Here is a 14961-nt window from a genome sequence, read left to right on the forward strand (position 1 = left end):
CTCAAGCGACTGGTGGTCCTGTGGGGCAAGGAGGCGACGAAGTGACGGTTGCCCGCACTACGAGGACAGGGACATAGGTCATGCCGCAGGCTTCTGCAGCCAGTCCGCCTCGGTGGTCCAGAACAACTGGCGTGCCCCGAGGTAGTCGTGAGCGAAGTCCGTGAATCGCTCGCGGGTGTACGGCTTGCCGGTCTTGGGGTCCTTGGCGTTGATGTCGGGTTCCTGGACGGCCATCGCGACGAGGGGGAGGGAGTCCTTGTACTCGTGGAGGAACTTGTAGGAGTTCTCCATCTGGTACGGCCGGTCCGGCAGGGTGTCCGGGCCCCCGATGCCGATTCCCTTGTCCCTGGCAAGGTCGAACATTTCCTTCATGCGCTTGTGGTCGTCGTCGTCCGGCAGGAAGTTGATGTACTGGATGAACTGCGTCTTGGTGAAGACCTTCTTACCGAAGCTCATGTTGTCGATCTCGGCGTCGATGTAGGACTTCGAGGTGTACTTGGTGTGATCCGTCTTGGTGTCCACCTCGACCGCGGTCTCCGGAAGGTTCACCCCGGCGAGCTTGCCGTCGAACTTGGCCGCCATTGCCTTCAGGAGGGCCTGGAAGTCCGCCCGCGGGCCCTTGTTCCACTGCGCGACCATGGCCCCGTGGGTGGTGGGGTTGTCAGGGTTCTCGTCGATCGTCGGCGCGACCCCGCCCTCGTCCTTCACGTACTGGGGGACATTGGCGTCCTGCATGGCCACGTCGAAGAACCGGTCCTGAACCTGGACGAACAGCCTCTTGTGACGTTCCTGGAGGTACTTCAGGGCATTGTCCAGCCGCGACCACTTGTACTCGCCCTTCTTCCCCTCAAGGGCCTTCCAGGGCACCACGACCTGCACGCCGTCGATATCTGAACGGTCAATCATGGCCTTGACCTTCAGGTCCTCGCCGGACGTGGCCTCCTCGAACGTGCCGAGCGACATGTACAGATTGTCCGTCACTTTGCTGTGGGACGCCGAAGCGGCGGGCTTGGTAGCGAGGGCGGGAGCCGCAGCGGCGCCCCAGGCTCCGGCCGTCAGGGCGACGGCCGTGAGGACAACAGATCCAACTGCACCACGTTGCGTCATCATGAACGGGACGCTAAGGAAAAGTTCTAAGTGAAATATAAGAGCGGCAATCCCTGAGGGTGGGGATGCTCGCAGCGGCTGACGGGCGCCTGGTGCCGGCCGTGGACGTCTCGCCAAGGCTGCGGTCGCACGCGCCATGCTCGCCTGACCGGTTCTTCTGCCATATCTACGGCCGTGCGCGTACGGCCTCCCCGTTCGTCCTTGGCTGGCCGTACTCGTTCATCGCGGTTCTGGAGTTGGGCTCGACATCCTGGATGCAGATACTGGACGCGGTCCGGCTCGGGCCGGCCGACGGCGCCACCGCTGTCTGGTCTTGTCGCTGGAACCTGACACCACTTGTCGTTCAGGGCCGATAACGCATCGCTTCGCCGAAGGACGATGTCTGTGAGTTCTGGGCTCCGGCACGAATCTTGGGAACCGGTTGCAGAGGGTGACAGCGTCATTCGATGGAAAGAGTGGTCACGAGCCTGGCGGTCTGGTTCATATGAATCACACGGCGGCATCGGGGACCGGATCCCTGGTGGGATCGGCCCCGGGTGGTCGGGATCCCGGTCGACGGCCCCCGGATGGTCAGGTCAGGTCGAGGAAGCTCCACCGAGCGTCCGGCTGGGCACCGCTGAGCCACTTGCCGCAGTTCTGGAGCACGACCGGACTCGACGTTATGTGCTGCGCACCCGTCCCGAGGTCGCGCAGGAAGCGGTCGACCGGGCCGCGGCGGATCGCCGCAGAGCCGGCCCAGCGGTGTACGGTGCGGCCCACCTCGTACACGGTCGAGGTCGTGTGGTTCAGGACAAGACGGATCAGGGTGTCCTGCTCCGTGCTCGGCAACTCACCCTGGTCCAGGGACTGTTCGACGTCCTGCCAGACGTCGTTCGCCCAGGCCCGGGCTGCCCGAAGTCCGGCCTCCTGCGGCAGAATGCGTACGCCGGTGATCCGCCGGTCATCGCCGATAAGCCCGACCACGTCGGCGCCGAGCACCAACCGCAGGCCGTCCTGGGCGACCAGCCGCCGGCGCAAGTGGCGCTCGTAGAACGGCCGGGTGGCGTGGACGGAGTGCGCACCGACCGGCACCCGCGGCAATTCCTTCCCGCCGAGGTAGAAGCGGTAGTCCGACAGCACATCCGCCAGAACCGCGCCGTCGGCGCTCATCTCGGCGACCAGACCGGGAAATACCTCGTCGACGACTCGCGCCCCGGCCGGAAGGAGGTTGTGGGCATGCCGGCCCTGAGGGACGCCCCGGCGGTATTGCCCGGGGACCGGGTCCCAGTCGACGACCGTGACCTGCTGGTAGAACTTCGTGAGCACTCCGGCGGTGAGGAGACCGGCGAAGCCGGCGCCGAGGACGACTGCGTTTTCGTTTGTCACGAGACGTAATGCTCGGCGCTCCCCCATGCCCAGAGACAGGTCAACCGGTGTCCACCTGGTGTCCGTAGACCTCGCGTTCCCACATCCGGTCCACGATGTGAGACACGGCCGGGTCTCGGTGCCGGCGGTAGGTGCTGAAGGACAGGTGCAGCGACTGGGCCACGCGCTCCTGCGGGCCGGTCGGGTGCAGAAAGGTGCGGTCGACCACCTCGAACAGGCCGCGGCGGTCGGCCCTCAAAGTCTCGGCGGCCATCGCGAGGAGCTCGTCGAGCCCCGCGGTGGATGACCGCACGACCCGCGATCGCATCAGCGGATTGCGCCGCAGAGCCTGCGGCACGTGCAGATCGCGCAGCGCAGCGCGAATCGACTCGGCGAACTCGGATTGGGAGAGGACGAGTTCGGCCGACTGTTCCTCCGCCGGCCGGGCAGGGGCGCCCACTTCGCGGGCCGCGATGAGCTCGAGCCACTCGGCGAGGCCGGTGCGCCGCCAGTCGTGGACGAAGACTGGGTAGGTGGTCTCCCCGATCGTGTATGCCGCCTCGGCTGCCGGCCAGAAGTCCAGATAGCCGAGTGTCGGCCCCCACATCCCGGCATCCGCGTACGCCCCCACCAGCGTCCAGGCCGAGCGATCACGAGTGAGGATGTCGAGGACCTGGCACACGGCGAACAGAGTCAGTGACGGCGATGAAGCCTGCCCACGGTCCCGGTCGAGGAAGAACCGCCAGGCCCGTACGTGCTCGCCGGGGCGTGCCGCGCCGTGCCGCTGGGTGTACTGCCACATGCTGTCGACACCCGGATCCACCCCGATGTCCTCGGCGCACAGGTCGAGACAGGCGCCGAACCCCCGCGGCTCCCCTGCCGGTCCGCGAAAGACCTGGAAGGCTCCGGGCTGGCGCCGCATCCAGTACGCCACCAGCTCGGCCTGTTCCGCTCCCTGAGCCCGGGTCGTCATCTCAACGACCGGGACCGTGTCTTCCGGCCGCAGCGCATCGAGATGGTGATCGACGGGCCGCGCGGCCGCGACGTATGCCGCGAGCCTGGTCCGCGGGCAGGTCACGACGATGGCGTCGGCCAGGAGCCGTTGCTGCTCGCGTGCGTCCGGCGCCGAGCGGATCCGCGCGACCAAGTCGGCCCGCACCTGGTGATGCACCTCGGCGTAACGCTCCGGGTCGCGCCACCGCAGGTCGGCGTCGAGGACGTCGCGGACCATGTCGTGCAGGAACAGGCCATACGGACCCTCCTCAACGAACGACACCGTGCGCAGCCACGTGAACAGCTCTCCGGCGTCGTCGCCCACCACGGATCGCAAGACGTTCTCGGTGATGACGTTGGCGTGCGCGCAGACCTCCAACGCCAGCCGATGGCGCGGACCCGGCACCTCGTCCAGGGTGCGGGTCAGCAAACTGCGCACCACGTCGGGCAGGTCACCGAGTGTGCGCGGTAGAACGCCACCGCCCCGCCGCACCGCGTCCACGAGCATGGACAGGGTGAGCGGGTGCCCGTGGCTGACGTCGAGCAGACGCTCGTGGAACTCGGCGGGGACGTTCTGCCCCGCCAGATAGGCGCGGCCGTCGCGCGGCGCGAGGTTGCGCAGCGCCACGACCCGGATCAGCTCGCGCCAGGCGGGATCAGCCAGCCACGCCGACGAGGGCGGTCGTCGTGCCGCGATGACCACGACCGCGTCGGCGGGCAGCGCGGGCAGGAACTCCTCTCGTACCCAAGGGGCACCCCCCGAGCCGCCGCCTCGGCCGCCGTGACCAGCGCGCGCGTCACCAGCGCTGGCCGCCGACATCTCGCCCTGGGCGCCCACCGCGCCTGCGGGAAGCAGTTCACCGAACCGCCACGCATAGAACAGCAGCGACGTGAGGGCGGCCATCGTCCCGATCGCCTTGTCCCGGTTGCGCCACTGAGGCGCGGTCCACAGCCACCAGGGTGCGACGATCAGGGCGGGGCCGCCCAGGAGGGGTGGTAGGTAGAGGATCAGGGGCCTGCCAGCGCCAGCACCACCAACGTGCCGATGGTGCGCCGCCGGGACGCTTGCGGAGCGGGAGGCTCCTCACCGAGGGCGGTCACCGCGATCGTAAGTGGGTCGCCGACGCGGGCGAGCACGTCGCGGATCCCGTCGTCGCCGGTGGCGCTCTCCCCCGCGAGCGCCACCGCGATCCTCCTCGGAACCGCCACTGAAGCGGCCCTTGTCGGGGCGGCCCGTTGCGGACTCGCGGGACGCCAGGTCCCCCGCCGCGCTTACGCGTGGTGGGGGACCTGGCAAGCGGCGACGCTGGGCGGGTCAGACGTTGAACGCCGTGGCCACAGCATCTCCGAGCTGATTCAGGACGTCCCGTGAGAGCTGCACCGACCCGGTGAATGAGAAGAAGGCGTGGGTGGCACCCTTGATCGGGAGGTGCTTGACCGGCACGTCGGCGTCGGCGAGCTTCTGCGCGTACCGGTCACCCTGGTCCCGCAGCGGGTCGTGTTCGGCGGTGACGATGACGGCGGGAGGAAGCCCGGCCAGCTCGTCGGAGCGCGCCGGCGAGACGCGCAGGTCGGCGCCTTCGTCGGGCGTGTTGAGGTAAAGGCCCCAGAACCATTCGAGCCAGCTGCGGCTCAGCAGCGGTCCGGCCATGTTCTCGTACATGGAGGGGCTGTCGTCGAACCGGTCGACCGCCGGGTACGCCAGTACCTGCAGTGCGATGTGAGGTCCCCCGCGCCGCTGCGCTTCCTGCACGAGGGCTGCGGCGAGGTTGCCGCCGGCGCTCTCACCGAACACCGCGATGTTCTGCCCGTCGCCGCCGAAACTTCCGGCGTTGGCAGCGACCCATGTCAGGGCGGCGTAGGCGTCTTCGATCCCCGCCGGGAAGCGGTGTTCGGGCGCGAGCCGGTAGTCGACGGAGACCACGATCGTGCCGGAGCGGTTGGCCACGATGCGGGCGATGTGGTCCTGGCTGTCCAGGTCTCCGAGGGCCCATCCGCCGCCGTGGAAGAAGACCGTCACGGGCAGCGGCCCGGAGCGCGGGACGGTGGCGGGGGCGTAGATGCGGATGGGGACCTCGAGGCCTTCGGCGGCGGCCATTGCGTCGTGCACGCTGCCGACCGGCTCGACGTCGCCCGCGAGGGTGGAGAGGCTGCTCACGAGGTCGCGGTTCTCCTCGACCGTTCGACTCTCCGGTGCCGGTCCGCCTTCTTCGGCCAGCTTCTCGAGCAGGGCATCGATCTGGGGGTCGAGGGACATGATGAGGACCTTCCTGGAGCCGCCGGAACGGCACGGATTGGAATGACTGCTCCAAGCTCTACAAGTCACAGGATTGGAACGTCAATTCCAATCCTGATACGGTGCGCGGATGAACTCGCCCGTAGACGTCAGAGGGCTGGAGGGGCGCCGACTCACTAAGCCCGGCCGGAAAACCCGTGAACGCATCATCGAGGCCGCCGCGGAACTGATGTTCCACCGCGGCGTCGGGGGTACGAGCATCCCGGACGTCCAGTCGGCTGCCGGGGTCAGCGCATCGCAGATCTACCACTACTTCGGCGACAAACAGGGCTTGGTCCTGGCCGTCGTTGATTTTCAGACGAACGCCAAGCTCGACCAGCAGCGTCCCTTGCTGGACAACCTGGACAGCATCGACGCGCTGCGGGCCTGGTGCGACAGGGCGGCGGACCGACAGGACGCCATGGGGTGGGCAGGCGGCTGCGAGATCGGCTCGCTCGCCAGTGAACTCGCCGAGACCGACCCCTTGGCCCGCACCGACCTTGCCGCGTCCTTCGAGCGGTGGGAAGCACCCATCAGGTCGGGGCTCGCCCGCATGCAGGCTCGCGGTGAGCTGAGCGAGTGCGCCGACGTCAACGCACTGGCCACCGCCCTGCTGGCCGCCATCCAAGGGGGCATGCTGCTGTCCCAGGTCCGCCGGTCGAGCACCGCATACCGACATGCCGTATCGGCGGTGATCGACCACATCGAGAGCTACGTCCCTCAGTAACCCGCTCGGGCCCCGCGCGACCAGCTCCGCAAACGCGTCCGCCGTGAGATGAGCCGATTCCTCGGTGCGAGGCCGACGGCCCCGGGAACGGTGGCCACGGGTCGCCGTCCGGCGCCGAATCGCCGGCCCTGGCTGCGCTGTCGTAACCGTTCTGGATGTGGGCCCGCCGGGGGCGGTGCATCGTGTGCGGATCAGCGGGCGACCGAGATCGCGAAGGGTGCGAATCCGCTGGACCGAATCACGTGCGGCACGAACAGTATCGCGGCTTCCGTGGCGCGGGCGGTTCGGATTCCGCCGAGGTCGGTGATCCACTCCGTGCGCCAGCCGAGGTTGATGAGCAGTTCGCGGACGGTCTGCTTGGCCTGCGGGTCGTCGCCGGAGAGGAACGCGTCGGGCGCCTGGGTGAGCGTGGCTGGCGCGGTCATCACCGGGAAGAGCATGGTGTTGAGTGTCTTGACGACGTGCGTTTCGGGGAGCGCTTCCTGGAGTTGCTCGGCGAGGCTCGAGCCGGGGTAGATCAGGTCGGCGGGCAGGCCGTCCGGTCTGTCGATGGTGGCGTTGGAGACGTCGACGAGGATCTTGTCGCGCAATTCCTCGCGCAGGGCGACGAGCCGGTCCAGCGAGCCGGCGCCCGGGGTGGCGTTGATGACGATCTGGGCTGTCCGGGCAGCGTCGGCGGCGGCGCCCGGCGTGCGGTCCGCCACGGTCACCTCATGCCCTGCCCGGGTGAGGGCTGTGGCCAGGTTGCCGCCGACGCGGCCGTTTCCCAGAACTGCGATCGTGGTCATGATGATCTGGTCCTTCCGTATGTGCGGGTTGTGGTGCGCGGTCAGCGTGAGAGCGTGGCGACGGCCTCGGCATGGATGCCGGGCGCGGCGGCCAGGAGGCTCTCGCTCCGCGGGGTCCAGGGGCGGCCCTGGGCGTCGGAGAGCTGTCCGCCGGCCTCGGTGACGAGCAGCGCCCCGGGCAGCAGGTCCGCGCGGGCGCCGGCGAACTGCCAGAAGGCGTCGATCCGGCCGGCGGCCACGTTCAGCAGGTGCAGGGTTGCGGGCACTGCGGTGCGGACGACGAGCGCGTCGAGGAGCATCGCGGTGATCGAGGAGCCGACGCGTCGCACGACCTTCTCGTCCTCGTCCGGCCGGGCCTGGCTGGTGGCCACGATGCTCAGGCCGAGGTCCGCGGTCTGGGAGACGTGCAGCGGTCGGCCGTCGAGGTGGGCGCCCGCGCCGGCGAGCGCGGTGTAGGTCTCGCCGGTCAACGGCAGGTGGACCGCGGTGAGCACCGGCTGGTTCTCACGCACGAGGGTGGCGGTGACCGCCCATTCCGGCAGGGCGTGCAGGTGGTTGACGTTGCCTTCGGCCGGGTCCACGACCCACCATTCGCCGGGCGGCAGCGCCCCGCCGTCCAGCTCGTCCTCCACCCAGCCGGCGTCCGGACGCAGGCGCGTGAGGCGGGGGCGCAGGATGTCGAGGGCCATCTCGTCGTTGGCGGCGAGCGCGCGCATCAGCTCGTCGCGGGTCTGGTAGCGGACGACCTCGCCGAAGCGCTCGCGCAGCGCCGAACCCGCCTCACGCACGGCGACCGCGGTCTGGCCGAGCACGTCGGCGTCAAAGGCGGCGACATCCGTGGTCTGAAGTGTTTCGGACATGGTGAACTCCCTTTGGAGTAGGAGGTGATGAGGCCGTTCGGGCCGAACTGTGCGCTCTGTTCAGCGCTCTGGTCCCGAAGGTATCCAGCTCCTTGATTAACTTCAAATGCATGTAAAGCACGGCTAGGATTACTCACATGCAATTGGATTTGAACCTGCTCGCCGCGCTCGACGCGCTGCTGGAGGAGGGCAGTGTGGCCGGGGCGGCCGCACGCCTGCATGTCACCGCCCCCGCGATGAGTCGGAGTCTGGGCCGAATCCGGCGCACGACCGGGGATCAGATCCTGGTGCGCACGGGCCGCACGATGACCCCGACGCCGTACGCGATCGCCGTCCGGGAACAGGTGCACGAGCTGCTGCACCAGGTTCAAGGGGTGCTGGCACCGAGCCGTGAACTCGATCTGGCAACGTTGGAGCGGACTTTCACACTCCGCTGGCATGATTCCCTGGTCGCCTTGAGCGGCCCCGCGCTGCTCTCGGCCGTGCGTGAAGAGGCGCCGGGCGTGCGCTTGCGCTTCGTCGCGGAATCGAGCGTCGACACCCCCGAGTTGCGGCGCGGCGAGGTGGACCTGGAGGCGAACGCCAACCGGCCGAGCGCACCGGACGTCCGTGCCGAGAATGTGGGCGAGTCCCGCCTTGTCATCGTCGTGAGGCAGGGGCACCCCCTCACCCGTGTCAGGACCGTCACCGCAAAGCGGTACGCCGCCGCTGAGCACGTCACCGTCTCGCGACGTGGAAACCTCAGCAATGCCCTCGACGACGCCCTCGCGCGACTTGGCCTCACCCGCCGTGTGGTGGCGACCGCGCCCACGGAAGCGGCCGCGCTGGAGTTCGCCCGCGGCTCCGATCTCCTGATCAGTGTCCCCGAAGCCACCACGCGGTCAGCTGTCGCCGACCTCGGCCTGGCCGTGCTCCCCCTCCCCCTCGAACTGCCGTCGGCACCGATTTACCTGTCTTGGCATCAGCGCTACGACACCGACCATGCCCACGCCTGGCTGCGCGGGCTGGCGCGAACCGCGCTGGGCATGGGCGGAGCTTCGTAGTCGGTGCCGTCCGGCCGCTTCACCCGTACGTCCACGCGACCACCTCGATGCCGCACGACCGGCCGCTGTGCGGACCCGCATCAGATCACCAGCCTTCGGCGGTAGGCGTACACGACCAACCTGAAGGGGGGCGCGAAGCCCGAGTTTGCCGAGAATGCGGGACACGAACGTCTTGACGGTCTCCTGGCTGCCTCCACCCCCATGCTGCTGGCCCGCTGCCGCCACGCCTCCGTCCGCCCCCTGGAGCGGTACGCACGCCCCGGCGTCGGCGCGGTCGCTCGGCACGTCGCCGAACACGGCGGCGATCTGCTTCAACGTCAGCAGCCGCGTCCGTGCGGGTGCTGACCGTGGGGGCAGCCAGACCGAGGCCTGCGGCTCACGATCGCGGATCTGTGGGCCCTGCTCACTCGGTCGGCTCCAGGCCGGTGAGCAGGTTGAGCAAGCCGGCGGGGGCGTTGTCGCCGAAGATGAGCTGGTGGTTCTTGTCGGATTCGGCGGCGAACCGGGCGCTGCGGGAAAAGAGAGCCTGCTCGTACTCCGCAAGGGCGGCTTCGATGTCGTCGGGGTGTGCGGCGATGGCTTTGCCGAGTTCGGCGCCGTCGAACATGGCGAGATTGGCTCCCTCCCCGGCGAACGGTGACATGAGGTGGGCGGCGTCGCCCAGCAGCGTCACTCCGGGAACGCGGTCCCACCGGTGGCCGATCGGCAGGGCGCTGATCGGGCGTGGGGCGAGGGCGGTTTCCCCGTCAGTGATGAGTGCGGTGAGTTCCGGCGCCCATCCGGTGAATTCTGCCGCCACCTGGGCCGCCGCCGTTTCGGGACTGGCGAGGACGGCGGCGATCCATTCCTGCGGCTTGTTGAGCGCGACGTAGGTGTGAAGAACGGCGCCGGCCTCTCGATGGCCAAGGATCCCCTTGCCGGCTGTGACGGCGAACAGGGAACCGTCGCCGGTGGCCTTGGCCGCTGCGGTGTGGCGTTGGTCGGCGTCGTACAGGTAGGTCTCGATGAACGACGTGCCGACGTACTCGGGCTTCGCGTCGGAGAGCAGCGGCCGGACCCTCGACCAAGCGCCGTCCGCGCCCACGAGGAGGCCGGTCGTCACAGTCGACCCGTCGCCGAACGCCAGCTCGTGCCTCCCGTCTCCGAGGGGGCGGACACTGGTGACCTTGTGTCCCCAGTGGATCATCTCGCCGGGCAGCGAGTTGATCAGGATCCGACGCAGGTCTCCGCGGAGCACCTCGGGGCGACCGCCCGTGCCGTCGTCGGGCTGGTCCAGCAGGACCGCGCCGTCCCGGTCGAGCACGCGCACGGCCTCGCCGCCTTCGTGGATGATCGCGCGGAACTCGTCGGTGAGGCCGGCCGCTTCGAGGGCGAGCTGCCCGTTGTACTCGTGGAGGTCGAGCTGACCGCCCTGCGTGCGGGCCTGCGCCGATGTCTCGGCTTCGTAGATGGTCGCGGGGATGCCGTGCAGATGCAGGACCCGTGCGAGGGTCAGGCCGCCGAGCCCGGCGCCGATGATCGTGACGGGAGTGGTCATGGTGGTTTCCCTTTCGACTGGACACGCCCTACTCGGTTACAGTGTTCGCAGTAATGCCGCCACGGTAGCACTACTGCGAACAGTGAGCGCAGTAGCAAGGAGGAAGACCGATGGACGACGCTCACACGGTGATCTGGAACCGGCCGGAGCGGGCCGCGAAAGGCCCCGCGCCGTCACGCACCCGCACGGAGATCACCAACGCCGCTATCGCGATCGCCGACGCCGAGGGCATCGAGGCACTGTCCATGCGGCGCGTCGCCAAGGAACTGGGAACGGGCACGGCCTCGCTCTACCGCTACCTGGCGTCCAAAGACGACCTGCTCGACCTCATGCTCGACGCCGTAGCGGCCGAGGACGGCGGCCCTCCTGCCCCCACTGGCGAGTGGCGCAGCGACCTGCGAAGCCTGGCCCATCGTTCCCGGGCCACCATCCACCGGCATCCCTGGATGGCCTCCCTCGCAGCAGGGCGCCCATCGCTTGGACCGAACTCCCTCGATGCCACGGAATGCGCACTCACCGCCCTCGATCCCCTCGGCTTCGACATCGACGTCATGATCACCGTCGTCAACACGCTGCAGGCCTTCGTCCGCGGCTACGTCATCGGCGAGCTCGCCCAGCAGGAAGCCGTCCGACGCTCCGGAGTCAGCATCCAGCAATGGATGGACGCCCATGCGCCCTACCTCGACAAAGTCGTCGAGAGCGGCCGCCATCCACTGCTCGCCCGGGTCATTCGTGATGCTGAGCTTCCCCACGCGGCCGACAGCGCCGAGCGCGGTTTCGAACTGGGACTCGAACGACTCCTCGACGGATGGGAGGCCAACCTCCCGGCCCGGCCCTGACGATCCGGCAGCGCCAACGCGCCAACTAGAGATCTTTAAAGGTGCGGGTTACGCGCCGACGCGGTCCGCGCCAGATCGCGTAGCCGGACGTGTGCGGGGTCGGTGTCATAGCGCTGAGGCCATGACAGGTAGACCGCGGTCGGCTCCGGGATGCGGCTTGCCGCCGGTAACGGCTGGTGCGCGACCGCCGCTGATGGCGGCGTCGCCAGTCGGACCAGCCGAGTCGGTGAGCCATGTCGTGCAACGGCTGGACGATGACCGTGATGAACAGGCGCTGGATCTCGTTGCAGGACAGCGGGACCAGGTCGTCGGGTGTGGCTCGGCGGGCGTGTTCGTCGGCGCGGACGACGGCGAGACCGCCGCACCGAGCAGTCGGACGCCTTCAAGCCGTACCTGCAGCAGCAGTACGCCGCAGGCATCACCAACGGCCGGACGCTGTTCCAGCAGGTCCGCGAGCGCGGATTCCCCGGCGGCTACTCGACACTTGCCGCCTACCTGCGAACCCTGCAAGCGGGCACGGCCCCAGCCGTACCAGCGGAAATCCCGAGCCCGCCCCGGATCACCGCATGAATTATGCGAACCCGCGACCGCCTCAGCACCAAGGAGATCGAGCAACTCGACCAGGCACGCCTCGCCTGTCCGGACATCGCCCGGGCGTGTGACCTCGCCCGGGCCTTCACCGACTTCGTCCGTAAACGCCGAGGCCAACTGCTGCCCGCCTGGATCCGCCGGGCCGAACAATCCGACGTTGTCCCGGTCGCCAAGTTCGCCGTGTTCCTCCGCCAGGACCTCGACGCCGTCACCGCCGGCCTCACCCGCGAATGGAGCTCGGGCAAAGTCGAAGGCCATGTCCATCGCGCGAAAACGATCAAGAGGGCCATATACGGCCGAGCCGGTTTCCGACCACTGCGAACTCGAATCCTCGCTGACGCATAGCCCGGTCGGTCACGGAATCCAACCGGCAACCACCCGCTCCGCCACCGAGAAGTCCGTCCCGCAGTCCGAGCAGACGGCTCGTCCGAACAGGAACGCAATGCCGTGAGCCAGGCCCGCCTGCCCGTCCGCCAGCGCTCGCGTGAACAACCTCCGCGCCAGTCCGTCCAAGTCTTGGGTTCGCATCGGTTGGAGCGGCAACTTCTCCGCCTCGCCCAACGCGTAGTCGTCGCTGCAGCAGAACGACTCTTCCTGTCCGATCACGATGAACATGCTGACGCCACAGTAGGGACAGCCGACCTCGTACTCCCCGCTCTGCAGGCCGTCCAGGCAGCGATCCCAGATCTCGACGCCCTCGAAGGAGAGCAGGGCCTGCAGCAGGTTCACGTACTCCTCAGCCTCGACCGTGCGGCTCAGACGGCGATCGGTGAGACGGTTCAGAACTCCGATCGGGGCGGAGTAGACCGTCAGAGGGCTGTCGGACTCCGACAGCCCAGGCGAACAGGACGCTGTCGCTCCGGCTGCCAGCAGCACCCAGGCGAGATCGTCCGGGCTGCAGGCGATCGCGATATCGGCCAGCCGTGGAAGCGCTGCGTAGCTGGCGGGGAAGGCTGTGTCCAGCTGCGGACACAGATGGTCCATCACCTCGGACCACTCACCGCTCGGATCGGCCGCGAACCGGTCCAGGAGACCACGCACGTGCTCCGCGGAACCAAACGCGTCGGTGAGCGTCGACCCCAGGGGCGATGCGTTCTCAAGCTGTGAGTCCGAGCGTGGCGGTTGCGTGCTGGGGGCGTGACCGGTAGTGATCGACTGCGGCGGCGATGTTGGTCCAGCCTGCTTGGCGCATGAGTCCGATAGCCAGGTTCCGCAGCGTAGCCATGAATTTGATATGCCAGCTATCCGACCGGTCTCAGCGCCCGCGCGAGCGCGTCGACGGTCACACCGACGATCGCCCGGAGTTGCTCCGGGCTCGACCCGGCCCTACCCATCACCGCGAGAGACTGGTTCACGGCCGCTACGTGTACGGCGAAGTCCTCGGCGTTCTCGTCGGACATTCCGCCAGCCTTCAGCGCGGTGCGCAGGCGCGGGCGCTGTAGGCCGAACAACTCTTTGACATGCTCTGCGACGCTCGGGCTCAGCGCCGGACTCGCCATGACCGACTGGGCCATCAGGCATCCGTCGGGCACGGCGGGGTCGGCGATGCGCCCCAGGGTGACATCGAAGAACGCACGGACGGCGGCGACGGGGTCCTCGGCCGCGCACGAGAGGGCGGCGTCGAACTTGTCGCCGTAGCGCGTGGCGTAGCGATCCAGGCAGCGAAGAAAGAGCGTGTCCTTGTCGCCGAGCGAGGAATAGATCGAGCTGCGGTTCAGGCCGGTCGCCCGGGACAGGTCGTCGAGCGAGGTGTCGGCGTAGCCGGAGCGCCAGAACTGGATCATCGCGGCGTCGAGCACCGTGTCCATGTCGAACCGCTTCTTGCCTGCCATGCGGCCCATCCTCCCATCTTGGACTGATCAGTTCAAGACGTGCTAGCGTCGAATCACGGTCCACCCGCCTCGATGGAGGATTCCCATGACCAACCCCGTCCCCGCCCTGCCCCTGCATGACCTGGCCGGATTCACGCACCGCTGGGTCGACGCCGACGGCGTCCGCCTGCACGCCGTCGAAGGCGGTCGGCCGGACGGACCGGTCGTCGTCCTGCTCACCGGGTTCCCGCAGACGTGGTGGGCCTGGCGAAAGGTCATGCCTGCTCTCGCCGATCGGTTCCGGGTCATAGCGATTGACCGGCCGGGCCAAGGCAATTCCGAGCATCCGGAGCTCAGCTACGACACGCACACGGTCGCCGCGCACATCCAGGCCGCTGTGAACGCTCTCGGCGTGCGGGACTACTGGCTCGCCGGGCACGACATCGGCGCTTGGGTCGCCTTCTCCCTCGCCCTGAACTACGAGAGCCGACTGCACGGGGTCGCGCTGCTCGACGCCGGAATTCCCGGTATCACCATGCCGGAAGCGATCCCTCTCGACCCGACTCTGGCGTTCAAGACCTGGCACTTCGCGTTCCACGTGGTGCCCGATCTTCCCGAGACGCTGATAGCCGGCCGCGAGCGGGAGTACATCAGCTGGTTCCTGAAGACCAAGTCCCTCACGTCCGACGCGTTCGAGGAAGCAGAGCTCGACCACTACGGCGCAGCCCTCGCCGTCGATGGCGGCCTGCGCGCCGGCCTCGCCTACTACCGCGACGCCGCCGAGTCCGCGCGCAAGAACCGCGCGGCACTCGAGCAACGGCGGCTGACCGCGCCCGTCCTCGGAATCTCCAGCAGCCACGGCTCGATCCCGGATATGGCGGCCTCCATCAGCCCGTGGGCCGAGAACGTGACCGGCGTCATCGTGCCCGACGCCGGTCACTACATCCCCGAGGAGCAGCCCGAGGCCGTCGCCGCCGCCCTCACCGACTTCTTCAGCGGCCATTAGTGCTCTAGCAGGAGGGCGATCCCCATTGCCGTCGGGGGCC

16 protein-coding genes and 2 pseudogenes are annotated in these 14961 nt (G+C 68.5%); 7 read left to right on the plus strand and 11 right to left on the minus strand.

Annotation, left to right across the window (positions count from 1 at the left end; translation table 11 throughout):
• Positions 1-78: 78 nt before the first annotated feature.
• The gene (locus ADK64_RS36665; protein ID WP_234384859.1) at positions 79-963 is read right to left on the minus strand and encodes a hypothetical protein; all 885 of its coding nucleotides are present in this window, start codon (positions 961-963) and stop codon (positions 79-81) included.
• A 227-nt stretch (positions 964-1190) separates the two neighbouring features.
• Here ADK64_RS36665 and ADK64_RS36670 point away from each other — a divergent pair.
• Positions 1191-1463, plus strand: a pseudogene (locus ADK64_RS36670) (transposase); the annotation flags it as partial.
• A gap of 214 nt (positions 1464-1677) precedes the next feature.
• Here ADK64_RS36670 and ADK64_RS47980 read toward each other — a convergent pair.
• The 4 genes from ADK64_RS47980 to ADK64_RS36685 all read right to left on the minus strand — a co-directional run bounded on the left by ADK64_RS47980 (position 1678) and on the right by ADK64_RS36685 (position 5701).
• A complete protein-coding gene (locus ADK64_RS47980; protein WP_053666405.1) occupies positions 1678-2472 on the minus strand; it encodes a hypothetical protein in 795 nt (264 codons plus the stop codon).
• 40 nt (positions 2473-2512) lie between these two features.
• On the minus strand, positions 2513-4348 hold the full coding sequence (locus tag ADK64_RS36680) for a hypothetical protein (protein ID WP_053666406.1): 1836 nt from the start codon (positions 4346-4348) through the stop codon (positions 2513-2515).
• A 104-nt stretch (positions 4349-4452) separates the two neighbouring features.
• Complete coding sequence (locus ADK64_RS46345; protein ID WP_159046424.1) at positions 4453-4653, minus strand: hypothetical protein; 201 nt, start codon at positions 4651-4653, stop codon at positions 4453-4455.
• Positions 4654-4759: 106 nt separating this feature from the next.
• Entirely contained in the window at positions 4760-5701 is a 942-nt protein-coding gene (locus ADK64_RS36685) for an alpha/beta hydrolase (protein ID WP_053666407.1), read from the minus strand.
• A gap of 109 nt (positions 5702-5810) precedes the next feature.
• Here ADK64_RS36685 and ADK64_RS36690 point away from each other — a divergent pair, with 109 nt between their 5' ends.
• Positions 5811-6446 carry a TetR/AcrR family transcriptional regulator gene (locus tag ADK64_RS36690; protein ID WP_053666408.1) on the plus strand — a complete coding sequence of 212 codons (636 nt, stop codon included), beginning with the start codon at positions 5811-5813 and terminating at the stop codon, positions 6444-6446.
• Between the two features lie 191 nt (positions 6447-6637).
• On the opposite strand, the gene ADK64_RS36695 is transcribed toward ADK64_RS36690, so the two are convergent.
• On the minus strand, positions 6638-7234 hold the full coding sequence (locus tag ADK64_RS36695; protein ID WP_053666409.1) for an NADPH-dependent F420 reductase: 597 nt from the start codon (positions 7232-7234) through the stop codon (positions 6638-6640).
• 41 nt (positions 7235-7275) lie between these two features.
• Positions 7276-8094, minus strand: coding sequence for an inositol monophosphatase family protein (locus ADK64_RS36700; protein WP_053666410.1), 819 nt, complete (start codon positions 8092-8094; stop codon positions 7276-7278).
• Between the two features lie 137 nt (positions 8095-8231).
• Between ADK64_RS36700 and ADK64_RS36705 the strand changes: the two genes are divergently transcribed.
• The gene (locus tag ADK64_RS36705) at positions 8232-9137 is read left to right on the plus strand and encodes a LysR family transcriptional regulator (protein WP_053666411.1); all 906 of its coding nucleotides are present in this window, start codon (positions 8232-8234) and stop codon (positions 9135-9137) included.
• A 403-nt stretch (positions 9138-9540) separates the two neighbouring features.
• Here ADK64_RS36705 and ADK64_RS36710 read toward each other — a convergent pair whose 3' ends face one another.
• Positions 9541-10674 carry an FAD-dependent oxidoreductase gene (locus ADK64_RS36710; RefSeq protein ID WP_053666412.1) on the minus strand — a complete coding sequence of 378 codons (1134 nt, stop codon included), beginning with the start codon at positions 10672-10674 and terminating at the stop codon, positions 9541-9543.
• Between the two features lie 110 nt (positions 10675-10784).
• Here ADK64_RS36710 and ADK64_RS36715 point away from each other — a divergent pair, with 110 nt between their 5' ends.
• Complete coding sequence (locus ADK64_RS36715) at positions 10785-11513, plus strand: TetR/AcrR family transcriptional regulator (RefSeq protein WP_053666413.1); 729 nt, start codon at positions 10785-10787, stop codon at positions 11511-11513.
• Between the two features lie 151 nt (positions 11514-11664).
• Here the strand turns inward: ADK64_RS36715 and ADK64_RS47990 are convergent.
• Positions 11665-11868, minus strand: a pseudogene (locus ADK64_RS47990) (IS701 family transposase); the annotation flags it as partial.
• Between ADK64_RS47990 and ADK64_RS36720 the strand changes: the two are divergent.
• Both ADK64_RS36720 and ADK64_RS36725 read left to right on the plus strand, forming a co-directional pair.
• Positions 11826-12083, plus strand: a complete 258-nt coding sequence (locus ADK64_RS36720) for a hypothetical protein (protein WP_053666414.1) — start codon at positions 11826-11828, stop codon at positions 12081-12083. The pseudogene ADK64_RS47990 and the gene ADK64_RS36720 sit on opposite strands and share 43 nt — an antisense overlap.
• Before the next feature lie 3 nt (positions 12084-12086).
• Positions 12087-12449: a transposase gene (locus ADK64_RS36725; protein WP_053666415.1), complete on the plus strand. Its 363-nt coding sequence runs from the start codon at positions 12087-12089 to the stop codon at positions 12447-12449.
• A gap of 9 nt (positions 12450-12458) precedes the next feature.
• Here the strand turns inward: ADK64_RS36725 and ADK64_RS36730 are convergent, their stop codons facing one another.
• On the minus strand, positions 12459-13145 hold the full coding sequence (locus ADK64_RS36730; protein ID WP_053666416.1) for a hypothetical protein: 687 nt from the start codon (positions 13143-13145) through the stop codon (positions 12459-12461).
• Positions 13146-13345: 200 nt separating this feature from the next.
• Positions 13346-13936: a TetR/AcrR family transcriptional regulator gene (locus tag ADK64_RS36735; protein WP_053666417.1), complete on the minus strand. Its 591-nt coding sequence runs from the start codon at positions 13934-13936 to the stop codon at positions 13346-13348.
• Positions 13937-14021: 85 nt separating this feature from the next.
• On the opposite strand from ADK64_RS36735, the gene ADK64_RS36740 reads away from it, so the two are divergent.
• On the plus strand, positions 14022-14921 hold the full coding sequence (locus ADK64_RS36740) for an alpha/beta fold hydrolase (protein WP_053666418.1): 900 nt from the start codon (positions 14022-14024) through the stop codon (positions 14919-14921).
• The last annotated feature ends 40 nt before the right edge of the window (positions 14922-14961 follow it).

Origin of the sequence: Streptomyces sp. MMG1121 (genome assembly GCF_001280015.1) — a bacterium.
GTDB lineage: Bacteria > Actinomycetota > Actinomycetes > Streptomycetales > Streptomycetaceae > Streptomyces.